Source organism: Bradyrhizobium sp. 141 (genome assembly GCF_023074055.1).
Classification (GTDB): domain Bacteria; phylum Pseudomonadota; class Alphaproteobacteria; order Rhizobiales; family Xanthobacteraceae; genus Bradyrhizobium.
The window spans coordinates 32,643-55,185 of record NZ_JADPKR010000016.1 but is presented as its reverse complement, the minus strand read 5'-3'; the positions used below and the strand labels follow the sequence as shown (position 1 = coordinate 55,185).

The 22,543-nt window shown below is 63.5% G+C and carries 21 protein-coding genes and 1 pseudogene; 8 read left to right on the top strand and 14 right to left on the bottom strand.

Annotated features, from left to right (window positions below):
- Positions 1-9: 9 nt before the first annotated feature.
- The 3 genes from IVA81_RS05770 to IVA81_RS05760 all read right to left on the bottom strand — a co-directional run bounded on the left by IVA81_RS05770 (position 10) and on the right by IVA81_RS05760 (position 3,205).
- Positions 10-1,233 (bottom strand): GGDEF domain-containing protein, encoded by a 1,224-nt coding sequence (locus tag IVA81_RS05770; protein ID WP_247313640.1) that lies wholly within the window; start codon positions 1,231-1,233, stop codon positions 10-12.
- A 745-nt stretch (positions 1,234-1,978) separates the two neighbouring features.
- Positions 1,979-2,590, bottom strand: a complete 612-nt coding sequence (locus IVA81_RS05765) for a LysE family translocator (RefSeq protein ID WP_247313550.1) — start codon at positions 2,588-2,590, stop codon at positions 1,979-1,981.
- A 240-nt stretch (positions 2,591-2,830) separates the two neighbouring features.
- Entirely contained in the window at positions 2,831-3,205 is a 375-nt protein-coding gene (locus IVA81_RS05760; protein WP_247313547.1) for a response regulator, read from the bottom strand.
- Positions 3,206-3,324: 119 nt separating this feature from the next.
- Here IVA81_RS05760 and IVA81_RS05755 point away from each other — a divergent pair, with 119 nt between their 5' ends.
- Positions 3,325-4,155 (top strand): SDR family oxidoreductase, encoded by an 831-nt coding sequence (locus tag IVA81_RS05755; protein WP_247313546.1) that lies wholly within the window; start codon positions 3,325-3,327, stop codon positions 4,153-4,155.
- Positions 4,156-4,294: 139 nt separating this feature from the next.
- Here IVA81_RS05755 and IVA81_RS05750 read toward each other — a convergent pair whose 3' ends face one another.
- The gene (locus tag IVA81_RS05750) at positions 4,295-5,101 is read right to left on the bottom strand and encodes a lytic murein transglycosylase (RefSeq protein ID WP_247313544.1); all 807 of its coding nucleotides are present in this window, start codon (positions 5,099-5,101) and stop codon (positions 4,295-4,297) included.
- Positions 5,102-5,512: 411 nt separating this feature from the next.
- Between IVA81_RS05750 and IVA81_RS05745 the strand changes: the two genes are divergently transcribed.
- A complete protein-coding gene (locus IVA81_RS05745; RefSeq protein WP_247313637.1) occupies positions 5,513-5,794 on the top strand; it encodes a hypothetical protein in 282 nt (93 codons plus the stop codon).
- A 404-nt stretch (positions 5,795-6,198) separates the two neighbouring features.
- Here IVA81_RS05745 and IVA81_RS05740 read toward each other — a convergent pair whose 3' ends face one another.
- A complete protein-coding gene (locus IVA81_RS05740) occupies positions 6,199-7,068 on the bottom strand; it encodes a DUF4231 domain-containing protein (protein ID WP_247313539.1) in 870 nt (289 codons plus the stop codon).
- 88 nt (positions 7,069-7,156) lie between these two features.
- A complete protein-coding gene (locus tag IVA81_RS05735) occupies positions 7,157-7,327 on the bottom strand; it encodes a hypothetical protein (RefSeq protein ID WP_247313536.1) in 171 nt (56 codons plus the stop codon).
- Positions 7,328-7,532: 205 nt separating this feature from the next.
- On the opposite strand from IVA81_RS05735, the gene IVA81_RS05730 reads away from it, so the two are divergent.
- Complete coding sequence (locus IVA81_RS05730) at positions 7,533-7,769, top strand: hypothetical protein (protein WP_247313533.1); 237 nt, start codon at positions 7,533-7,535, stop codon at positions 7,767-7,769.
- A gap of 32 nt (positions 7,770-7,801) precedes the next feature.
- On the opposite strand, the gene IVA81_RS05725 is transcribed toward IVA81_RS05730, so the two are convergent.
- The 3 genes from IVA81_RS05725 to dnaG form a co-directional block, all read right to left on the bottom strand.
- Positions 7,802-9,715 (bottom strand): hypothetical protein, encoded by a 1,914-nt coding sequence (locus IVA81_RS05725; RefSeq protein ID WP_247313530.1) that lies wholly within the window; start codon positions 9,713-9,715, stop codon positions 7,802-7,804.
- 120 nt (positions 9,716-9,835) lie between these two features.
- Entirely contained in the window at positions 9,836-11,995 is a 2,160-nt protein-coding gene (gene rpoD / locus IVA81_RS05720) for an RNA polymerase sigma factor RpoD (RefSeq protein WP_247313527.1), read from the bottom strand.
- A gap of 373 nt (positions 11,996-12,368) precedes the next feature.
- The gene (gene dnaG, locus IVA81_RS05715; RefSeq protein ID WP_247313523.1) at positions 12,369-14,393 is read right to left on the bottom strand and encodes a DNA primase; all 2,025 of its coding nucleotides are present in this window, start codon (positions 14,391-14,393) and stop codon (positions 12,369-12,371) included.
- A gap of 341 nt (positions 14,394-14,734) precedes the next feature.
- On the opposite strand from dnaG, the gene IVA81_RS05710 reads away from it, so the two are divergent.
- Positions 14,735-15,298 carry a chlorite dismutase family protein gene (locus tag IVA81_RS05710; protein ID WP_247313520.1) on the top strand — a complete coding sequence of 188 codons (564 nt, stop codon included), beginning with the start codon at positions 14,735-14,737 and terminating at the stop codon, positions 15,296-15,298.
- A gap of 216 nt (positions 15,299-15,514) precedes the next feature.
- Here the strand turns inward: IVA81_RS05710 and IVA81_RS05705 are convergent, their stop codons facing one another.
- Positions 15,515-15,913, bottom strand: coding sequence for a gamma-glutamylcyclotransferase family protein (locus tag IVA81_RS05705; RefSeq protein ID WP_247313519.1), 399 nt, complete (start codon positions 15,911-15,913; stop codon positions 15,515-15,517).
- A gap of 75 nt (positions 15,914-15,988) precedes the next feature.
- Here IVA81_RS05705 and IVA81_RS05700 point away from each other — a divergent pair, with 75 nt between their 5' ends.
- Positions 15,989-16,795 carry an N-formylglutamate amidohydrolase gene (locus tag IVA81_RS05700; protein ID WP_247313516.1) on the top strand — a complete coding sequence of 269 codons (807 nt, stop codon included), beginning with the start codon at positions 15,989-15,991 and terminating at the stop codon, positions 16,793-16,795.
- Here the strand turns inward: IVA81_RS05700 and IVA81_RS05695 are convergent.
- From IVA81_RS05695 to IVA81_RS05685, 3 genes are all read right to left on the bottom strand, one after another.
- Positions 16,792-17,766, bottom strand: a complete 975-nt coding sequence (locus IVA81_RS05695; RefSeq protein ID WP_247313514.1) for a DUF3592 domain-containing protein — start codon at positions 17,764-17,766, stop codon at positions 16,792-16,794. The two genes, IVA81_RS05700 and IVA81_RS05695, sit on opposite strands and share 4 nt — an antisense overlap.
- Before the next feature lie 83 nt (positions 17,767-17,849).
- Complete coding sequence (locus IVA81_RS05690) at positions 17,850-18,467, bottom strand: LysE family translocator (protein WP_247313511.1); 618 nt, start codon at positions 18,465-18,467, stop codon at positions 17,850-17,852.
- A 238-nt stretch (positions 18,468-18,705) separates the two neighbouring features.
- The gene (locus IVA81_RS05685; RefSeq protein ID WP_247313508.1) at positions 18,706-20,151 is read right to left on the bottom strand and encodes a hypothetical protein; all 1,446 of its coding nucleotides are present in this window, start codon (positions 20,149-20,151) and stop codon (positions 18,706-18,708) included.
- A gap of 116 nt (positions 20,152-20,267) precedes the next feature.
- Between IVA81_RS05685 and IVA81_RS05680 the strand changes: the two genes are divergently transcribed.
- The 3 genes and pseudogenes from IVA81_RS05680 (at position 20,268) to IVA81_RS05670 (ending at position 21,549) form a co-directional block, all read left to right on the top strand.
- A complete protein-coding gene (locus tag IVA81_RS05680) occupies positions 20,268-20,582 on the top strand; it encodes a metalloregulator ArsR/SmtB family transcription factor (RefSeq protein ID WP_247313635.1) in 315 nt (104 codons plus the stop codon).
- Entirely contained in the window at positions 20,575-21,045 is a 471-nt protein-coding gene (locus IVA81_RS05675) for an SRPBCC family protein (protein WP_247313506.1), read from the top strand. Before IVA81_RS05680 ends, IVA81_RS05675 begins: the two co-directional genes overlap by 8 nt.
- Positions 21,042-21,549, top strand: a pseudogene (locus IVA81_RS05670) (SRPBCC family protein). The gene IVA81_RS05675 and the pseudogene IVA81_RS05670 overlap by 4 nt, the downstream one beginning before the upstream one ends.
- Positions 21,550-21,690: 141 nt before the next feature.
- Here the strand turns inward: IVA81_RS05670 and IVA81_RS05665 are convergent.
- Positions 21,691-22,461 carry a DUF2189 domain-containing protein gene (locus IVA81_RS05665; RefSeq protein ID WP_247313502.1) on the bottom strand — a complete coding sequence of 257 codons (771 nt, stop codon included), beginning with the start codon at positions 22,459-22,461 and terminating at the stop codon, positions 21,691-21,693.
- Positions 22,462-22,543 lie beyond the last annotated feature (82 nt).

Genomic DNA, 22,543 nt, shown 5'->3' with positions numbered 1-22,543 from the left:
GACGCCGGTCTAGCACGGCTCTAGGCGAATTTTGCGCGCGCCCTCGTGAGGACCGACCGGCTCGGTCGAGAGCGGCGGCGCCGGATCGTAGACGGCAAAGTCGTTCTTGCCGTTCTTCTTGGCGGCGTAGAGCGCGTGGTCGGCGTTGGCCATCAGGCGGTCCGGGAATGCGCCGATGCCGCGATCCCACTGCGCAACGCCGATCGAGATCGCGATCGGGATCTCGTCGCCGGTGCAGGCCTCGGCATCCTGACGGCAGACCTCGAGCACGCGGCGGGCGATCGCGGCGGCCTCGCGCAAGGACGAGGACGGCAGCACGACGCAGAACTCGTCGCCGCCGGTGCGGGCAAGCATGTCGCCGGGCCGAAGGCGCGTCTGCGCCATCAGGGTGAAATGCTTCAGGCACGCATCGCCGGCGGCATGGCCGTGGGTGTCGTTGATGGTCTTGAAGCCGTCGAGATCGAGCACCAGCAGCGAGAACGGCGCACCGCTGCGCTCGGAGCGGGCGCATTCCTCGGTCAGGCGCTGCAGCAGATGCCGCCGGTTGGCGACGCCGGTGAGATCGTCGAGCAACGCGAGGTCGGCGACCTCGCCCCGCAGGCGGTCCATCGCCATCAGCAGGAAGCCGAAATTGAGCGTCATCGACAGAAACAGCAGCCCCAGCACCATGACGGCGTGGGTCTGGCCGCCGGCCTTCGCCGAGAGATCGTGGCCGAGCAGATTGCCCATCGTGCGGGCAACGAGGATCGCGATGATGGTGAGAATGACGATGCTGGACAGTCGCGCGCCCGGGCTGACGCGGCCCTCCGGCGGCAACAGCAGCAGACGCAGCGCCAGCACCAGCGGCAGGGCCTGACCGAGCGTGTAGCTGAGCATGCGCAGCTGCATGTGATCGACGCCGACCATGAAGACCACGACGCCGGCAAGGCTCAAGCCTCCCGTAGCCGTCATGAGGCGCCATGAGACCGGCCGGTCGTAGAAACGCTGAATGCCCATGGCGGCGAGGCAGCTCGCGGCGATCACACCGGCGGCGCCGAGCAGAAGCGGCAAGGGAGACGCGACGAACAGGCGGATGAGCGCCGTCATCGCCCCGATCGCGCCGACGAAGGACGACGCCATCCAGAACCGCGCGGCGGCGAATTTCGGATAGGACCGCGTCACGTAGGCCCAGATCACACCGAGCGCCAGGAAGTTGACGACGAAGACGGTCCACAATGTCGGTACGTTCAGCATGACGCGTGCGGCACGCGCAGCGTCGCGCTCCCCGTCCCTGGCAGCCGTCCGTCCATGACCCATCCCCGTTTTCTTGCGGAGAAGATGCGGCCGTCGCGCTTAACGGAGTCTCACCGCGATCTGCCAAAACACGCCTTTGGTTTTGGATTCATGAACGGCGAAGGGCGGTTGTCGGATCGTTAGGGATGTCGGCGGCGACGGTGCTTCGATGCCGCGATACGGATTCGCGCGCCAAAATCACCCGAAAATGCATCTGAGCTGTGGATAACGCGATGACACCGATGTGACAGCGCGGGGCAGAGACCTGCGAATCTGCTGAGTTTGTCGTCGAGGATGTTGCGAGGCTGGCCCTCCGCCGAGCATCCCTCGTGTCGCGTTCCACCATTAACCCTTAAGAGGATCCTATGGCTAAGAAAGCGAAGAAGGCGGCGAAGAAGAAGGCGAAGAAGGCCAAGAAGGCGAAGAAGAAGTAACGAGGCTTCTTTTTCTTTGCCCGGGTGGAGCCTCGCTCCGCCCGGGCGTCGGGAAGGATCGAACGAGTTTGAAGGTGGCGGGCGCGAGGCCCGCTTTTTTATTGGATGAAGTATCTTCCTCGGTCCCGTCATGGCCGGGCTTGTCCCGGCCATCCACGCCTTTCCCGCCGCACGAAGAACGTGCATGCCCGGGCCTTCGCCTCGCCGAAGCGGCTTCGGCCGCGCAGGCGGGACAAGCCCGGGCATGACGATTTTCGAGAGGTGAAGAAAAATTACCTTTCCGCAAACGCCAGCTTGGCGCCGAGCGCGGCAAAGCCGGCGGCGAAGCTGCGGCGCAGCCAGGCCATGACACCGGGGCGGGAGATGACGCGCTCGCGCACGGAGGCGGCGCAGAGGCCGTAGACGACGAACACCGCAAACGTCATCGCCATGAAGGCGCCGCTCAATTCCAGCATGCGCGCCAGCACATGGGCCTCGTCCGCGGCGATGAACTGCGGCAGGAAGGCAAGAAAGAAGATCGACAGCTTTGGATTGAGGATGTTGATCAGGAAGCCGGTGACGATGACGCGGTGGGCCGACCGTTCCCTGATCTCGCCGTCGACCGCCAGCGCACCTCGCTCGCGCAGCGCCTGCCAGGACATGTAGAGCAGATAGGCGACGCCGCACCATTTCAGCGCGGCGAAGGCGAGTGCGCTGGTGTGGAGCACCGCGGCAAGGCCGAGCATCGCAGCACACATGTGCGGCACGATCCCGAGCGTGCAGCCGAACGCCGCGGCGACGCTGGCGCGTGAGCCGCGGGTGAGCGCCGCGGCCAGCGTGTAGAGCACGCCGGTGCCGGGCGAGGCGACGACGATGAGCGAGGTGAGCAGGAAGGACCAGGACATCGGCGGACCTTATCAGCCCGCCTCGCGGTGAGAAAGCCAGGCCTCGGTCGGTCTTCAGTCTCTGACACCGTCATCCTGAGGCGCTCGCCTCTTCGGCGAGCCTCGAAAGGCGACGGCCCGGCTGCATCTCGGCCGTGCATCCTTCGAGGCTCCCACGCGACGCTTTGCGTCGCGCGGTTCGCGCCTCAGGATGACGGGCGGAGGAGCGGACTGCGTTGCAAACAAAGCAACTGCGTCCCCTCAGGACAGCTGCGCGAGCTCGGCCTCGCGCAGAACGTCGAGTGGCGCCCATGGTTTGGCCCAGAACTTGGCGCCCTCGGGCAAGGGCTGCATCAAGGGGCGGCCGGAGGTGACGACGATGTCGAGCCTGGGGTTGCGGTCCTTGGCGACATGCGCGAGCTCGACGCCGTTCATGCGGCCGGCGAGCTGGACGTCGGTCAGCATCAGGCAGAGCGCGCCGGCGTTCTTGTCGAGGACGCGCTCGGCGGCCTCGGCGCTCTCGCACTGGATGACCAGATAGCCGCTCTCTTCCAGCAGCAGGCTCAGCATCTCCCGCTGCATGATGTCGTCCTCGACGATCAGCGCGGTGGCACGAAATGGTTGTGCTTGTCCCATCAGCGTCTCCCAATGCTTGCTTGCGTAACCTATGTTAAGGAGCCAATCGGCCTTGGGTTCGGTTCCATTCTGAAAAAATGTAAATCATAGTTCCACGGCCAAGGCTTGACGGGGGGATCATGACTGCGATTCGCGGCGCTGCCGCCATCACGGGAGCCGCCAGCGGCATCGGCCGCGCGCTGGCCATCGAGCTTGCGCGGCGCGGCTGCGATCTCGCGCTGGCCGATCGCGACGAAGCCGGGCTGAAGACGCTCGCTGCGGAGATCGGACCAGGCCGCAAGGTCAGCCTGCACCGCGTCGACGTCGGCGAGGCGGGCGACATCACGCAGTTTGCGGGCGAGGCGATAGCGGCGCATCCGGCGCTCGGCATCGTCGTCAACAATGCCGGCGTGGCGCTGATGGGCTCGTTCGAGGAGATCGACCAGGCGCAGATGGACTGGCTGTTCGACATCAATTTCTGGGGCGTGGTGCACGGCACGCGCGCCTTCCTGCCGCACCTGAAGACGAGGCCGGAGGCGCATATCGTCAACCTCTCCTCGATCTTCGGTATCGTCGCGCCGCCGGGCCAATCGGCCTATGCGGCGGCGAAATTCGCGGTGCGCGGCTTTTCCGAGAGCGTGCGGCATGAGCTCGCGGTGGCGGGCCGCCCCGTCAGACTGTCGGTCGTGCATCCCGGCGGCGTCGCCACCGCGATCGCGCGCAACTCCCGCAGCGGCGTCGGCATCACCGACAATGCCCACCGCGCGCAATCGATCGAGCGGTTCGAGAACGCGGCGAAGACCACGCCGAAAGACGCCGCGCTGCGCATCATCAAGGGCATCGAAAAGAACGAGCCCCGTATCCTGATCGGCAATGACGCCCGCTTCATGGACCTGCTCCAGCGCTTCCGCCCGGGCAGTTATTGGGCGCCGTTGCAAAGGAAGCTGGAGAGGATGGCGAAGGGGACGTAGTTAGGGACTTGATGGCGTCGCCTCATCCCGGCTGTCGTAGGGTGGGCAAAGCGAAGCGTGCCCACCGCTTCCGACATCTCTGGGGAATGGTGGGCACGGCGCTTTGCGCCTTTGCCCACCTACGAGTTCAACGTCCTCCTCATTGCCCCGCCAGCCGGTCCGCGAAATAGCCGATCGTCTTGCGGTAGATCACCGCCCTGTTCCACTCGCGCATCGCCTCGAAATTCGGCGTGCCTTCGCCGTAGGGCTGGCCCATCTTGAAGCCGCTGGTGTGGAGCAGGTTCGCGGTCGAAGCGAGCACGTCGGGGACGCTGTGGCGGAGATCGACATGGCCGTCGCCGTCGAAATCGACGCCGTATTTGATGTAGGACGACGGCAGGAACTGGGTCTGACCGATCTCGCCGGCGAAGGCGCCGATGAGGTCGCGCAGCGGCAGGTCGCCGCGCTGCACGATCTTGAGGGCGGCAAGCAGCTCGCCCTGGAACAGCTCTGTGCGGCGGCAATCATGCGCGAGGGTTGCCAGCGTGCGGACCACCGGCATCTTTCCGATGTCGCCCTTGCCGAAATCGCTCTCCAGCCCCCAGATCGCGACCAGGATATAACGGGGCACGCCGAACTGCTGCTCGATGCGCGAGAGCAGCGCGGCGTGGCGCTGCAAGAGCGCGCGGCCGCCATTGATGCGGCCCGGGCCGACGCGGGTGGAGACATATTGCTCGAAGCTCTTGTTGAAGGTGTGGCGCTGACGCCGGTCGAAGGCGAGCACCGCACCGTCGGGAGTGACGCCGCTGAGCGCCGCGTTGGTCACGCTCGCCGAGACGCCGGCCGCTTGCGCTTCCTGCGCCATGGTGGCGACGAAGCTGTTGAAGTCGCCGCCGCAGCGCGCGGCCTGCGCCGTCCCGCCAGTCAGACCAGTGACGAACGCGGCAGCGAGAAGCAGTCTCAGCATGTGGAGCAATCCCTCAAAAAAAACCTTGCGCGAAGCAGCGCGCGGATCATGCCCGGGAAAGAAGCGAGCGTCAAAGCGGCAGGCTTGATCCGCATCAAACTGTCTCACGCAACGATCGGAGCTAAGTAATGGTTGAACACTCGCGCGACGCCCTCCTCTCGTCATTCCGGGGCGGGCGTAGCGCGAGCCCGGAATCCATCGAGCGGCAGAGACGGTGGACGAATGGATTCCGGGCTCGCGTTCATAGGACCGCGCTGCGCGCGATCCGATGAACGCGCCCCGGAATGACGGATGAGAGAGTTTCTGCTATGATATCGATGCCGGGGCCGCGCGATCGCGGCTTTTAGCCAGCACGAACCGATCAGCCATGTCGAACCAAGAGCCCCACGCGGGCCCCTCGCCCCGCCTAGCATTCCCCTGTTCCGCCTGCTCGCCATCAACCTTGCGATCGGCGCCTGTGCTGCTGGTCGGCGGACTCTCAACCCCGGACATCTGCGCGAGCTGATCTTCGCCGACCGCGCACCCGGCATTGCGCTGGTCTTGTTGCTCGCCTCCTTCCTCATCACCTTCGGCTCGGCTGCGATGGGCAGCGCGATCATGGCGCAGGGACGCAAGGAGGACAGCGGCGAAGGCGGCGGACACGGATCGCGGCTTGCTGCGCAGGAGGTGGCGCAGCGTACGCGCGCGCATTGAGATACGCGCCGCCACGGTGGAACCCGCTTGGCGCGCATCGATCACAGTGTCTGCACGCAGGCAGGAAGACGTGCAGGCTCGCGCACCTTCAGACACAGCGCGCACCACGCACGCTGCGTTGCGAGGCCGCGAAGATGAACAAAGTGATTTGACGATCCACACAATTGCTTCGATGGTTCCACACCGCAACCAACGCATATCAGATGCGTCCGCTGCGACATCGACGCCGCCGCGATTTGCCTTGCCATCGCAGGGCGTCTTCTATAGCATTCTATTTTAGGTTGTCGCCCCGCCAGCCCCGGGCGACACTGAAGACCAAAAATAAACGGCGGGCTTCGGCCCGCCGTTTATTGAGGGCCGCGCGAGTTGCGCAGGTCGACATCGAACTCAGCTGGACATCGAACTCACTTGGTCTGTTTCGCGATCCAGGATGCGTTCTCCGCCGCCAAAATGTTTTCGCAATCGTTGACGAAGTCCGACAACGGTTCTTTCGCGCCGTCCACGCGCCGCTGCAGCTGCAATGCAGTTGCCCGATAGGTCACCACGAGAAAGCTATAACGCTCCGCCTCGATATGGGCGATGACGGCGCCGCCGAGGGTCGTGAGCACGGCCGTCAACGCAGCGAGATCGAAGTGGATGCCCAGAATGATGGGCTTGGCAACCACACTGGCGAGGGCCGTGAGCAGCGTCGCGGCTGCCGCCAAAACCAGCTCCAGGGACCTGAGCCGCCAAGCCCTCGACTGGTACTCCTTGGCCCGGCCCTCATAGTATGCGATCTGCTTGTTGGCCCGCTTCGCCAGATACTCATCGATCCCAAGAGAAACGCGCGGCGATGATCCCTGGTCCTTGGCCGGGATTTGCTGCTCGAGCAATTCCTTGGCGTCTTCATCGATCTTCAGAAGCTCAGCACCGAGAACGACGTCCGCCTTGGCTGGATCGTCATAGGGCGCAGCTTTGGTCGCGTATCGATAGGCCTCACGTTTCAGGCGCTCCGAGATGGCGCGGGCGCGAACCCAGGCGGCGATACGCTCGGGACCGAGCAAGCGGTGCGTGAAGAAGGTCGCGAAAGCGAGGCATATCGCCGCCGTGATCGCGACAAAGGTGCGGGGATTGGCATTTCCTTCCTGCATCTGGCTCGCCACCGCCGCCAATACCGCGCCCAATGAAGACAATGCAAAGACGCACCACCGCGCGCGGTCGATGGTCGACTTCATCGCGTTCGCGGTGGTCGACCATTTGGCCTGACTATCCGCAACGGATTCCAAGATGGTCATCGTCGTCCCCCAAGATGCTTGCATTGAACACACGGGCATTGGCGTGATCGGCGTCGCGCTTCGGCTTTGAATGAGCGGGCGCGCTCGGTCACTCCGGCGGCAACGTCTTCTCCAGCTCTTCGAAGCCCGGCTTCAATCCGGGAAGCTCGCTCTCTGCGGATAGCAGCCCGCGCAAAGCTTCGATGAAGGTCTCGCGCTGCCAGTCGACCGTGTCGGGATCGCGCGCCGCCAAATGTAGCGGAGCAATTGAAAGCTTCATGCTCCTCCAAGATCAACCTCAGGTCAAGCGCGTCGCGCCGGCTTCAATCCGCCGACGGTACGCAAGCCGTAGCGCCTCTTCCCGGCCGGCGCCGGATCATCCCTCGAAGAAAAGCGTGGAGGCCTATCTGCCCCCTTGGGAGGAGCCCGCTGAGACTGGCCTCAAAGTCATTTGACTGCGGCGTGCTTATCGACGACAAGCCGCCATGGCCAAGAAACCCGGAACCAACCCCAAAGGCGAATTCGCCTTCTTCAACGTCGTCTATGAAGACGACACCCAACGCTCCAACCGCCGCGTCCCCGCCGAACTCCTCGGCGGCCTCGACGGCGACGAACCCGCGCGCGGCTTCATCATGGAGCAGGACCGCGAGATCGCGGAGAAGTCGGGCCGCCCGGCGCTCGAGATCAAGCGGATCGAGCGGGTGGGGGTGAAGAAGAAGTAGCGGCAGCGGATTACAATCGGCGTTTAAAGCCGTCAGTTTCCCGCGCTGGTAAACCGATGTAGCCAGTCAAGAATTTCTGTAACGTATGGTCGAAGAGCTGTGCCTGCTTTGCCCCACCCTTCGATCCCCCGATTTATGCGTTCGCCTTCTACGAAGACTTTCCACAAGCTATTGGCGGTGCCGGCAAAAGTATAGTCATGCGCCTTATCGGGATTCACCTCCCCTAATGGATCTGGTGGCGGCACAACTTGATTTTGGCTTAAGGGTGAGGTTCCATGCTTCTCTGAAGGAGCTTCGACCGGAGGCTCTGCAGCTCCATCGATAGCATCGTCGACCGATGTGTCGAATACATCCGGCGTGCTCTCTCTAACTACCTGAACAAATCCCTCGATCGCATCCAAAGAGAGCGGCTCATTTATACGTCCGGTCTGAACGTCGCGGTAGAAGGCTGTTAATTCCGGATAATAGACTCTCAAGCCAATATGATGTTCCAGGAACGTCTTGAGTTTCGAAGCGAACGGAGACGCCAGAGTGTCCACCTCGCTCGCAAATAGATTTCGTATCGTCCGAGCTTCTGCATCAGCCAGAAGTATGTTCCCGTCGTCCTTTGACCTCGGTAGCCGCTCGACATAACGTCTAAGGCCCTCAAGATATTCGGCGCGAGCTTGGATCCGATTTCGGCTTGAAAGCTCGGAAATCAGATCGCTCGCAAGCGTCCGGCTAGCATCTAACCTCTGCTTGAATTGAGCTTCGCTGCTTCGCTGGGGAAAGATCGGCTCGCTTGCCGATCGGTTCTGAAGGGCGACTTTTCCGCTCGACGAAAGCTCAAATAGGAACGGTGATGAGACGTCCGGAACAGGAGAAAGAGGATCACGCTGAGCGTTCTCGTCAGCAACGATCTCGTACGGCACCAACGACTGCTGCGTTCGGAGATAGTTGATCACTCTCCTAGTACGGTCAGAAGGCTTCAAATCCGAAAATGAAAGAATGATGGAATCCGCAATTGGAGAGCCCTTGAAGGAAACTCCGCCATAATACTCGGTCCGTCTGAACATAACCTCATAGTGAGAGATCGGAGAAAGATCTTTGACTAAGGTTCGTTCAACATACAATCCTCGAAGCTGTTCTAAACTCGCCAGTGCTGAAATATCAGAAACCTTGGTGTCATTCACGTTTATTTCGCGAATATCGGAAATCGTCGCGAGCGGCGACAAATCTTCGACACCGGCCCCAGCCGCAGCAACTCTTACGAGCGATTGGACGCCTGCGAGAGGCGAGAGATCGGAAATTGGAGTTTTCGAAATATCGATTGATCTCAAATATTCGCAATCACGTAAAACCTCGATGGACTCCACCCTCGTATCATCGATCGCTAAATTCTCGAGCCACTTAAAATTCGAGAGGATCGAAATATCCGCTACCGGCGTATTAGAAAGTCGCAGGGTGCGCAGATTTCTCAAACTTTGAAGAGGGCCCAAATCTGCTACGCTTGTCGCTTGCAGATTGAGTTCTGTGAGACTCTTTAGATCTTGGATGGGAGAGAGATCGACAACCGAGGTCGAACGCAGGACGAGAGTTCTAAGTCGGGTAAGAGGTCGCAACGCCGAGAGATCGTTGAGATCGGGATTGCCCCAAAGGTAAAGCTGCGTCAGAGATCTGAGTTGTTCTAAGCCCGACAAGTCAACAAGCTGACTACTAACAATAAAGAGGCGCCTCAAATTCTTCAATTGAGCTAGTGGAGCAACCGACCTGAGACTACTCCCATACACCGTGAACTGAGATAGGCTATCTAGCCCATTCAAATCGGGTAGTTTATTGAGCGCCGCGTAGGTGCTTAGCGACAAGCACTTTGCATTCCGATCCCGAGCTCTATTTACTCGTTCGCAGACGAGTAGGTAATCGGCATTCTGCGATATTTGCGCAGTATCGGAGTCAACGGCTGACATGGAAGCTCCACTTGTAATTCCGGCACGAAATTAGTGGATACCTCGGCCAGTCCCCAAAAAGGCGGCTTTCGCCGCCTTTTGCACCATTGCAAGAAGAGAACTTAGCAAGACCAACTGAGGCTAGTTATCCAAGAAGCTCCGCAGCTTCCGCGACCGCGACGGATGCTTCAGCTTCCGCAGCGCCTTCGCCTCGATCTGACGGATACGCTCTCTCGTCACCGAGAACTGCTGTCCCACTTCTTCCAGCGTGTGGTCGGTGTTCATGCCGATGCCGAAGCGCATGCGCAGGACGCGTTCTTCGCGTGGCGTCAGTGACGCCAGCACGCGCGTCGTGGTCTCGCGCAGGTTCGACTGGATCGCGGCGTCGATGGGGAGGATCGCGTTCTTGTCCTCGATGAAATCGCCGAGATGCGAATCCTCTTCGTCACCGACCGGCGTCTCCAGCGACAGCGGCTCCTTGGCAATCTTGAGGACCTTGCGGACCTTCTCCAAGGGCATGCCGAGCTTCTCGGCCAGCTCTTCCGGGGTCGGCTCACGGCCGATCTCGTTGAGCATCTGGCGCGAGGTGCGCACGATCTTGTTGATCGTCTCGATCATGTGCACGGGGATGCGGATGGTGCGGGCCTGGTCCGCGATGCTGCGGGTGATCGCCTGCCGGATCCACCACGTCGCGTAGGTCGAGAACTTGTAGCCGCGGCGATACTCGAACTTGTCGACCGCCTTCATCAGGCCGATGTTGCCTTCCTGGATCAGATCGAGGAATTGCAGGCCGCGGTTGGTGTACTTCTTGGCGATCGAGATCACGAGACGGAGGTTGGCTTCCACCATCTCCTTCTTGGCCTGGCGTGCCTCGCGCTCGCCCTTCTGCACGGAGTGCACGATCTTGCGGAATTCGACGATCTCGAGACCGGTCAGCGCGGCGAGCTGATGCACCTCGTGGCGCAGGTCCTTGATGCGGTCCTTCTCGTGGTGGACGAAGTTCTTCCAGCCCTTGGCCGAGAGTTTTGACACCCGGTTGAGCCAGCGCGGGTCCAATTCAGAACCCGTGTAGTTGCGCAAGAAGTCCTCGCGCGCGACGCCATGGCTGTCGGCGAGGCGCATCAGGCGGCCCTCATGCGAGACGAGGCGCTTGTTGATGTCGTAGAGCTGCTCGACAAGGCTGTCGATACGCGCCTGGTTGAGGCGCAGCGACTTCACCTCGACGATGATCTCGTCCTTGAGCTTGCGGTACTTGCGCTCCTGATGCGGCGACAGCGAGGGACCATGCGAGGTGCTCTCGAGCTGGTTCTGGATGTCCTGCTCTTGCAGCTTGCGCAGCTTCTTGTAGCTCTCGGCGATCTTGTCGAAGATCTCGACGACCTTCGGCTTGAGCTCGGCCTCGATCGCCGCCAGCGACATCTGGTTCTCGAACTCGTCGTCCTCGTCCATGTCGGCTTCGGCGGCGGATTCGCCCGGATCCTTCACGCCTTCACCGACATTGCCGGCGGCAGGCTGCGCAGCGCGGAACGGCGTCGGCGACGGCGGCGCGGCGGGAGGCGCGACATGCGCGGGGGCGCCGACTGCCGCGGCGGCCTGGCCACCCTCGGCGGGCGCTTCGCCGTTCTCGCCGGTGGGACCGGCGATCATCGCATTGTTCATGCCGGCCTTGGCGTCGGGGCCGGCATAGGTGGCTTCGAGATCGATGATGTCGCGGAGGAAGATCTTGCCTTCGTTGAGCTCGTCGCGCCAGATGATGATGGCCTGGAAGGTCAGCGGGCTTTCGCAGAGGCCTGCGATCATCGCCTCGCGGCCGGCCTCGATGCGCTTGGCGATCGCGATTTCGCCTTCGCGGGAGAGCAGCTCGACCGTGCCCATCTCGCGCAGATACATGCGCACGGGATCGTCGGTGCGCTCGCCCGGCTCGCTCTTCTTGACCTCGGTGACGGCCTTCTGGGTGACTTCGACGAGCTCGTTGTCGGTCTCGTCCTCGCCGCCCTCGTCCTTTTCCTCCTCGCCTTCGCTATCGTCGGCTTCGGTGACGTTGATGCCCATGTCCGAGAGCATCGACATGATGTCCTCGATCTGTTCGGGCGAGGTCTGGTCGGACGGCAAGACTTCGTTGAGCTGATCGAAGGTCACGAAGCCGCGCTTCTTGGCCTGCTTGATCATCTTCTTCACGGCCGCGTCGGACAGATCGAGCAACGGCGAGGGCGCGTCCTGGGAGTCCTTCTCCGGCGCATCCGCTGCCTTGTCGTCCTTTTCCTTGTCCTTCGCCTGCAGCGTCTTTGCCTTGGTGGCCATCCATTGCTCCTAAACGCGCTTCATGCAGACGGCTCGCCGCGTCCGCGTGAATTCACATGAACCTGTTGCCCGACGCTCTCGCTTCGGCAGCTCTCGACACGGAAAGGGCGGCGCGCATGTCTCTCGCCACCCCCAACTCTCTCTCGCCGGAATTGCCTAACGCTTCGTCAGCTTCTTTGTCGCAGCGGATGCAGGTGTAGTGCCAACAGATTGCGCGGATTCATTCCTGACGCGTCTGTTCTGCCTGCGGCCGCCTCTGGGCCAAAGTGCTACAAGACCGTTAAGCCTCGATTAACCCTGTTTTTGCCGCCAAACCTTGGATTTGGCGAGTCTTTTAGCGGTTCCGGCCCCGGCCGTCCGCATGATTCTTTCGTTACACGCTCTTCTGCAACCGGCCCGACAGCTCGCCAAAACCCTCGATCAGGGCTTCGGTGCCGTCGACCTCGGCCATCCGGGCCTTGACGTCACGCAGCCACGCCAAATTGGCCTCGCTGGGATCCTCTCCCAAGGCCAGCTCGGCGTCTTTCAGCTCTCTAAGTAGTGAATGCCATTGCCGATGCAAGGCAACCAGCTGATGCCAGGTGGCGAGAACGTCGTCCCTTGCTGCGCCTTCGCGGGCGCCCCACACCGCTGCGGTGGTGATACCGCTCTCAACCCTTTGAAGGACCTGCGAAAATCCGCCCTTATCGAGGTCGCCGCGCATCTTCTCGGCGAGCTCGCCGGGGTCCGGAGAGTGGTGATGGTCGTTGGCAAAGGCGGCGATGATGCCGGCCCTGAGCTTATGGGCCTCGGGGTGGGCCAGCTCCAGGGCCGCGACCTCCTCGAGATGGTCATGCAGCAGCCAGGGGTGGTTGATCAGGCTTTGCAGGATCAGGGCCTCCCGGCGGGAGATGGCGCTGCGCTGGCCCTTCATGATCGGGCTGGCCGCCAGCTGGGGGCTCGCCGCCTGGTAGGGGCCTGAAGGTAACATGGTGGGGCCGGGCGCACCGCGGCGCCCTCCGTATCCCTGGCCGCCGAATCCCTGGCCGCCGAATCGATTCGCGCCTCCCCCGCCCCGGGGCTGGAATTGGCGGCCGCCGCCACCCTGGCGGAAATTGCTCCGGCCGCCGAAGCCGCCGCGCCCGCCTTCCGGGGCAAAGGCGCGCTGTAGCCGCTCGACGAATTCGTCGCGGTAATAGCGCCGCACCACCTCGTCGCGGATGCCGTTGGTCAGCTCCTTGATGCGCGCCTCCAGCGCGGCCCGGCGTTCGGGCGTGGCGAAATTCCCGCCTTCGAGCTCGCGCGACCAGATCATGTCCGCGAGCGGACGGGCAGCTCCGATCACCTCCTCGATCGCGCCGCGCCCGCCGGAGCGCGCGAGATCGTCGGGGTCCTGCCCTTCCGGCAAGAGCGCAAAGCGCAGGCTCTTGCCGGGTGCGAGGAAGGGCAGCGCGAGATCGGCGGCGCGATACGCAGCTTTCTGGCCGGCGCGGTCGCCGTCGAAGCAGAGGATCGGCTCGTCCGCCATTTTCCAGAGCAGCGCGAGCTGGCTTTCAGTGAGCGCGGTGCCGAGTGGCGCGACGCTGCCTGCAAAGCCCGCGGTCACCATGGCGATGACGTCGACATAGCCCTCGACCACGACCAGCGCGCTGCCGTCATGGGTGGCTTTGCGCGCGGTCTGGTGGTTGTAGAGATTGTCGCCCTTGTGGAAGAGCGGCGTCTCCGGCGAGTTCAGATATTTGGCCGGAACGTCCTTCTCCAGCGCGCGCCCGCCGAAGGCGATGACGCGGCCGCGCAGGTCCGTGATCGGAAACATCACGCGGTCGCGGAAGCGGTCGTAGGGAACGGGAATGTCGTCGCCGGCCACCAGCAGCCCGGTCTCGACCATGTCCTCGACGGAGACGCCGAGCTTGCCGAGATGCTCCTTCAGCGCGAAGCGATCGGGCGAGGCATAGCCGAGGCGGAACTGCAATTGCGTCGCCGGCGAGATGGCGCGGTCGGCGAGATAGCCGCGCGCCTTGGCGCCGACGCGCGAGGCCAGTGTCTCCGCGAAATAGGTCGCGGCGAGATCCATGACGTCATGCAGCGTGCGGCGCCGCTGCTCCTGACGCGCCGCATCCGGCGTCACCGCCGGCAGCGGCAGGCCGGCCATGCTGGCGAGCCGCTCCACCGCCTCGGCGAACGGCAGGCCGTCGGTCTCCATCACGAAACTGATGATGTCGCCGTGCTTGCCGGAGGAGAAGTCGTGATAAAAGCCCTTCTGATCGTTGACGTAGAAGGACGGCGTCTTCTCCTGCTGGAACGGCGACAGCCCCTTCCACTCCCGCCCCGCCTTCTTCAACTTCACGCGCTTGCCCACGACCTCGGAAACCGAAAGCCGGGCACGAAGCTCGTCGAGGAATTGGGGCGTAAAGCGCATGGGACCTGTGTAGCGCGAAACCGTGTGAGTCGGGCTGGGGATCAGGGATATAGGTGCGGACTGGCTAAAGGCTAGGTTTGTCGGGCTTATGCGCGCTGTTCACAGGCCCCTTAGTCCCGTCACCCCCGCGCAATGGCGAAGCCATTGTCGCTGGAGGTGCTCGCCCCTTCGGCGAGCCTCGAAGGGCGACGGCCCGGCTCTTACCCCACCCGAAACAGCTCGGCCGTTCATCCTTCGAGGCTCCCCATGCGGCGCAACGCGCCGCATGCCTCGCGCCTCAGGATGACGGGACGGGGAGCGGAAAAGCTTGCCCCGCGCCCGGTTCCACGCTTCCATAGGCCATGTTCAGGACCTTTCGAGGCGGCCATAGCGGGGGTTGGCGCGTCACCTCGATGTCAGCAGTGACGGGCGAGCCCCTGCCCTTCATGCCGGCGCTGTCGGTGACCGACAGCGAGGCCGTCTCGTTGCCGCAGGTGCCCTCGCGCAATGCGTGGCGGCTGGTCGGCGTCGCCAGCAGCTTGCGCTACACCGAGCGGCCCGAGAAGCAGCAGCTCGTCGCCGTGCAGGCCGGGCTCGGCCGGACCGAGGCAACCAGCGCGGCGCTGATCCCGATCCGCAAGTCGCAGGCCTGGTGGGAGCTGACGCAGGAAGAGCGGCGCAAGATTTTCGAGGACAGATCGCACCACATCGCGAGCAGCATGCGCTACCTGCCCGCCATCGCGCGCCAGCTCTATCATTGCCGCGACCTCGGCGGCCCCTTCGACTTCCTGACCTGGTTCGAATTCGCCCCCGCGGACGCCTCGCTGTTCGAGGAGCTGGTCGCGATGCTCAGGCAGACCGAGGAGTGGAGTTACGTCGAGCACGAAGTCGACGTGCGCGTGGTGAAGGAAGTGCTGTCGGCTTAGAAGGTCTGCTCCCTCGCCCCGCGTTTGGACCGCCACAAGAGGTCGTCATGCCCGGGCTTGTCCCGGGCATCCACGTTCTCCGTGCCGAGTAGCAAGGCGTGGATGGCCGGGACAAGCCCGGCCATGACGATGTGGAGACTATCGCGCTCCAAAAGTGCAAAGCTCATATGCGATTGCCCTGCCGCAAGCGGGAAGAGATGAACATCGCGCCGGCTGCTAATGCTCGAGGAAGCGCCCCGACTTGATGTGCGGCAGGTCGGTGACGGGCCAGTTGTAGATATAAGTCCAGGCCTTCTCCGTGACGCCATCCGGCCGCGTCACATCGATCAGCCGGCGCAGATATTCGGTCGGCTCGGGAAAGCCTTCGCCGCAGGCCTCGTACATGTCGAGCTCGCCCAGGAGCTCGCCGGGCACGCGCATCTGAAAGAGCTCGCCATGGACGATGTCGGACGCCGCCTCCGACAGCAGCAATCCGGGATAATGCTTCACCAGAACGAGCCGGCCGCGGCAGGTCGCCTCGCCCAGAAAATCCGCATGCCCCGCCAGCAGCCGCGCCATCGGATGGTCGAAGCCGCGCATCAAGGTGCCGTAGACGAAGAGGCGATCGGAGGTCATGCTGTTCTAACGTTGCGACGACGGTGCGATATCGTTACTCCGTTTACACAGATTATCGTTTCATAGGCAATCAGCATGGACCAGCACACCGCCGAGGCGACCGATCAACTGCTCGGCGAGGGTGACATTCCGCCCGTGCATGAGGTGAATGCGGAAGGACAATCGCCCTTCCTGCTCATCTCGGATCATTACGGTCGGGTGCTGCCGCGTGCGCTCGGCGACCTCGGCGTCGCGGCAAGCGAGATGACGCGGCACATCGCCTGGGACATCGGCATCGCCGGCGTCGCCGAGCGGCTCGCCAAGCTGCTGGATGCACATCTGATCGCGCAGCGCTATTCGCGGCTCGTGATCGACTGCAACCGTCCGCCCGAAGCAGTAAGCTCGATCCCGGTCATCTCCGAGGCCACCGCGATCCCGGGCAACGAAGGGATTTCGGAATGGGAGCGCGAAGCGCGGCGGCGCGAGATTTTCGAACCCTATCATGATCGCATCGATGCCGCGATCAGCCGCCGCCTGCACGAGGAGCGGCCGACGGTGCTGGTGTCGCTGCACAGCTTCACGCCTGTTTATGCCGACGTCGCGCGGCCCTGGCACATCGGCGCGCTGTATAACCGCGACACCGTGCTGCCGCAGCTGCTGTTGAAACATCTTCGCATCGAGAGCGGTCTCGTCGTCGGCGACAACGAGCCCTATGCGGTGAACGACCTCACCGATTACACCATTCCCGTGCACGGCGAGGCGCGCGGCCTCGTCAACACCGGCATCGAGATCCGCCAGGATCTCATCGCCGACCAGTCCGGCCAGCAGCAATGGGCCGAACGGCTGGCAAGGATTTTTGCGGAGATCGAGACGGAGCTGACGGCGGAGAGCCTGGTCGATTAACCACCACGCGTCGCGACGAACGTTGCGAGCGCGGCGAAGATCGCGGCGATGCCCCACAGCAGCCAGGCGATGCGGCTGGCGCCGTTTGCATTGAGCGTTGCCTCGTCCGGGTTGTCGGGATTGACGCGCACCTCGACGGTCGCGCCGTCCCGGTAGCGCGACATGAGCTTCTTCAGCATCGCATCGGACGTCCCGGCCGCAACGCGCGCGCATTCATTGGTGTAGCTGACGTTCTGATAGCGATAGGTGTAGGTCACGCGTTTGCCGAACATCTCGGTACCGCGGCGCTCGCCCGGCTCGCTGGCCTCGTAATATTGCTCGAGTGCCGACAGCTTGATCGTGCCCCGCACCACCGGCCAGCGCGCCGCCATCGCCGCCTGCCGTCGCACCCCATACCCCATCAGCGCGATAACGAGGCCGAACGCGCCGAGGCCGACGACGAGGCCCGCGAGATCGGGCCGGGCGATGTGGTGCGCGAGGTATGCATAAGTCTGGTTGAGACCGAACGCCGAGCCGAACACGATGCCAAGCACGATCGCCGTGCCGATGCCGAGGCAGCCCCACAGCCCCTTGGGCAGGTCGCGCTCCAGCACGGCCTGATCGGGATGGCGCGGATTGTAGTAGACGGTGACGATGCTGCCGGCGGGATACTTTGCGAGCTTCTCGGCGACCTCGAAATTGCCGAGATCCTCGCCGATCGAGATGCGGTTACAGCGCAGCTTCCGGCTGCCGACCGCATATTCGTAAGTCACATTCGCAAAATTGCGTTTCTCGAGGCGATAGCCGTCCTCGCGGTCGCTGTCGGAGACCCTGACCTCGCGCACCTCTGCAACCGAGGTGACGACCTTGCCCGGCGCTTGCGGCCAGTTGCGCGCCTCGCGCACCTGCCAAGTCTTGACGATTGCGGCGATCAATAGCAGCCCGAGCGGCGCAAGCAGCATTGCATAGACGAACCAGGGCAGATCGGGCACGGCCAAATTCCTTCGTCAGCGGCAATGCCCGATTGGACGCATCGCCGCCGCGAAGGGTTCAAGGCCAACAGGCCCGATGGCGGTTATTTCGCCCGGGTCAGCGCCAGCCAGATGCCGCCGCCGATCATGAAGCCGCCGGAGATGCGCGACATCAGGCGCGTGCGGCGCGCCGAGAAGAATTTTCGCGCGCGCCCGGCGGCGATGGCGTAGAGCGCATCGGTCACCACAGCGGTGACCATGAAGGTCGCGCCCAGCAGCGCGACCTGCGGAAAGTGCGGCTGGTTCATGTCCATGAACTGCGGGATGAAGGCACCGAAGAACACCAGCACTTTCGGGTTCGACAGCAGCACCAGGAATCCTTGCAGGAAGAACCCGCCGCGCGGCGGCGGAGGCGGTGCGTCGACATCGACGCCCTCGACCGGCTGCCAGATCAGCTTGATGCCGAGCCAGACCAGATAAGCGGCGCCGGCAAAGCGCACCCAGTCGAACCAGTAGCCCATGGTCGCCATCAGCGAGGTCAGGCCGACCGCGACGATGCCGATGACGATGGCAAGCCCGGCTTGCGCACCGGCAACGTTGGTGAGCGCGGCACGCGTGCCGTGGCGCAGGCCGTTGGCGATGACGAGGGTGACGATTGGCCCCGGCAGCAGCGCCAGCGCGATGCAGGCGGCGAGGAAGGCAAGGTAGGCTTGCATGGACATGATGGGTGACTCGGCTGAAAGCGGTTCGGAGGTATTAATGCATGGGACGGGCGGGAACGGAAGACGGATGAGCGCAACGTCTACGCCCCACCACCGGTGTCATACCCCGCGAAAGCGGTGTATCCAGTACGCCCGCGGCCATTCCGTATGACACGACCGCCGCGGAGTACTGGATCACCCGCTTTCGCGGGTGATGACAGCGGAGAATGGGGAAGATCGGGGGCCGCGCGCCGCATCGTCAGCCCTTCGGCAGGCCGGCGGCCGCGCGCGCCGGTCCCGTCAGCTCGAGGATGTGCAGGCCGGTATTAGCGCGGTCGACGATGTAGATGTAGCCGCGATCATCCGTCTCGACATTGTTGGTCTGGATCGCAACCTTGCAGCGCTCGCCGCCCTCGATCGGAATGCAGCGCTTGTCGGTGGCAGCAGTGATCGACGGAATGAAGTAGCCGACCTCCTTGGGGTGATAGGGATCGCGGATGTCGAGCGCGCGCACCCCGGCATTGAAGAAGGCGATGAAGGCCATCTTCTTGTAATAAACCGGCGCCATGCTCTCGCTCGAGGAATGCGAGCCGAAGCGGCCGCCCCGCTGGCAGAACTGCCCGCTCGCTTCCGGCACCGTGTAGCTCGAGATCATCATCGGCCGCGTCTCGGTGGTGACGTCCGCGAACCAGACCATCTGCCGCGCCTCGCCGCATTCGTTGAGGATCGCTTCATTCACGATCATGACGATGTCGCGGGTCTTGCCGTCCTTGTCTTCGGCGAACTCGGCGATGGGCAGGTCGAGCATCGGAAACGTGGTGTGCGCGCCGTTGAAGGCGGACATCGGCATCCGCGCAATCTCGGGATAGCGCAGATTGTCCGGCGTCGGCTCCTTCGGCCCGTTCAAGAGCTTGTCGCGGTCGACGATCTGCAGGATGCCGCCCTTGTTGGTGCCGTAGCCGAAATAGACGCGGTTGCCATCGGGGCCGGTCGAGATCGGCCCGTGCAACTCGATCGGCACCGCCCCGGTCGAACCGGGCTCCTGACCCGCCAGGCCAAAGTCGCGGATCTTCTGCGGATGCGCGGGATCGGAGAGATCGTAGACCTGCGTCATGCGCCGCGTGCGCCAGTCCGGCGCGCCCGAGACGAGATAGGCAATGCCGGTGTCGCATTCCCACCAGCTCTTATGCGTGTCCTTCAAGCCGCCGATGCGCGTGATGAGCACCGGACTGGCGGGGTCGGTGACGTTCCAGATCTCATGCGCTTCGCTGCCGAAGGTCCTGAGCATGTAGACCGCGTTGGGATCCCCCTTCGGCAACGCCTTGCCGTCGCAGACCCGCACCATCTGCGCGCCGCCGGATTCGTACTTGCCCTCCTGCCCCGGCAGGTGCCGCAGATATTTCGGGCGCGCGGGATCGGTGACGTCGACGATGGACGTTCCGTTCGGCTCGGCGTTGCCCGTCATCGGGTTGACGGGCGCAGGCACGTCGTCGGTGCCGCCGTGATGGCCGATATAGGCGATCCAGCGATCGCCCTGGTGATGGATGGTCGGCTGATAGGCGCTGCGGGCCTGGAGGTCGCTCGTGCCGACGAGCTTCATGTTGGACGCTTCAGGCGGCGCGCCGATGGTTTGCTTCTGGGCCTGGGCCGCGGTGCTGCAAACAAAAAGGACGAGGGCGGCAGCAAGTGAAACGCGACGGAACATGAAAGTCCTCCCGGAACCAATCTGCGTTGGCTGAGATGAAAAGCTAGCACGGCCGATTGAGCGCGCCAAAGACACCATCTTGACATGCAACCATTTGGTTGCCTATTATCATTGCCATGGATGAGGTCTTCAAAGCGCTCGCCGATGCATCACGACGCTCGCTCCTGGATCGGCTTCACGCCAGGAACGGCCAGACGCTGAACGAGCTCTGCGAGGGCCTTGCGATGACGCGGCAGGCCGTGACCAAGCACCTTTCGATTCTGGAGGAGGCCAATCTGGTCACCGCCATCAGGCATGGCCGCGAGAAGCTGCACTACCTCAACCCGGTGCCGATCCATCAGATCGGTGATCGCTGGATCAAGAAATTCGAGCGCGGCAAGCTCGCCGCGCTCGGCGAGTTGAAACGTCAGTTGGAGAAGCGCGATGAGTAAGCCGCAATTCGTCTATGTGACCTATATCGAGACCACTCCGGAAAAACTGTGGGAGGCGCTGACGTCGAGCGAGTTCACCATGCAATACTGGTTCGGTGCCGAGGTCAGGTCGGACTGGAAGATCGGCTCGCCCTTCGCGCTCCTGCTGGACGGCGAGGTCACGGATGCCGGCGAGATCCTGGAAGCCGATCCGCCGCGGCGCCTGTCCTACAGCTTCAAGCACCACAAGTTCGAAGAGCTTCGGGGCGAGCCGATCTCGCGCGTCGTCTTCACCATCGAACCGTTCGGCTCGCTCGTGCGTTTGACCGTGCTGCATGACGGCTTCGTCGAGGGCGGCAAATATCTCGGCGCCGTCTCCAACGGCTGGCCGGCGATCCTGTCCCAGCTCAAGAGCCTGCTCGAGACCGGCAAGCTGCTCGGCATCCCCCGCGCGGCGCTCAACAAGGGATTCGATGCAAAATGAACCTCGATCAATTCAAGCCGCTCACGGTCTACACCATCTACATCGCCTCCACGCCGGAGAAGGTGTGGGACGCGCTGACTTTGGCGGAGCAAGCAGTACTTCTTCGGCAATGAAGTGGAGGTCGAGCCACGCCTTGGCGGCGCGTTCATCGTGCGCACGCCCGACGGCGCGCTGCACATCAGCGGCGAGGTTCTCGCCTACGATCCGCCGCGAAAGCTCGCGGTCACGTTCAACGTCAACTGGCCGGAACTGATCGAGAAGCTCGGTCCGACGCTCGTGACCTACGAGATCGAACAGGTCGGCGATGCAGTGCGGCTGACGATGAGCGAGGGCCACGATCGCCCGCTCAGCGACGACATCCTCGCCGGTGGCCGCTCGGGCTGGCCGGCGATCCTCTCCAGCCTCAAGAGCATGCTCGAGACCGGCAAGCCGCTGGTCGTGAAGCTGGGGCCGCCGCAGCGGATGCTGGACGCGCTGAAGGCGATGGGGATCAAGACGCCGTAGGGGCGCCGCGAGTTCGGTCTCGTAGGGTGGGCAAAGGCGCACTTGCGCCGTGCCCACGACCAACCCAACATCACAACAGAACCGTGGGCACGCTTCGCTTTGCCCACCCTACGGCACTGCCCAAGGGGCGAAGGGGACGCGCTAAACCGGCACCACCAGCCGCCGATAAAGATGCCACGTCGCATGCCCGAGCACCGGCAGCGTCACCACCAGCCCCAGAAAATACGGCAGCGCCGAGACGATCAGCAGCATCACGATCACCGCGGCCCACGAGATCATCGGCAGCGGGCTCGTCACCACCGCGCGCACGCTCGTCACCATCGCCGTGACGAAATCGACCTCACGGTCGAGCAGCAGCGGAAACGACACCACGGTCAGCGAGAACAGGATCAGCGACAGCACGGCACCGACGGCATTGCCGATGCCGAGGAACAGCAGGCCTTCATTCGTGGTCAGAACCACGGTCATGAATTCCTGAAGGCTGGAGAAGGAGGCGTTGAGGCCGAGCAGCAGCGCGATCAGGAGCCGCACCTGGTACATCCAGACCACGAACACGAACAGCGTGACGAACGCCATCCAGCCGATCTCGCTGCGCGAGCGCACGGCGGACCAGATCGCGCCGAAGGAGACCGGCTCGCCGCGCTCGCGGCGGCGGCTGACCTCGTAGAGGCCGATCGCCACGAACGGTCCGACCAGCGCAAAGCCGGCCGCCAGGGGATAGACCAGATAGACCATGCCGTAGGCGGTGAGGCACAGCATGATGGCGATGCCGCCGGCGGCGTAGAGCGCGCCGAAGCCGAGACCGTAAAGCGGCAGGGCCTGGAAATCACGCAGGCCCTCGACCAGCGCTTCGGCGATGTCGGTCGCCGCGACGGGACGCACCACCGGATCAACCTTGCCCGAGATGGACATCAGCTTCCTCCACGCATCGGCGCGATCTTTTCGTCGCGCACGGGTCGACCCCGATATTAGCGCCGCCGCGCGCAGGCGCAAC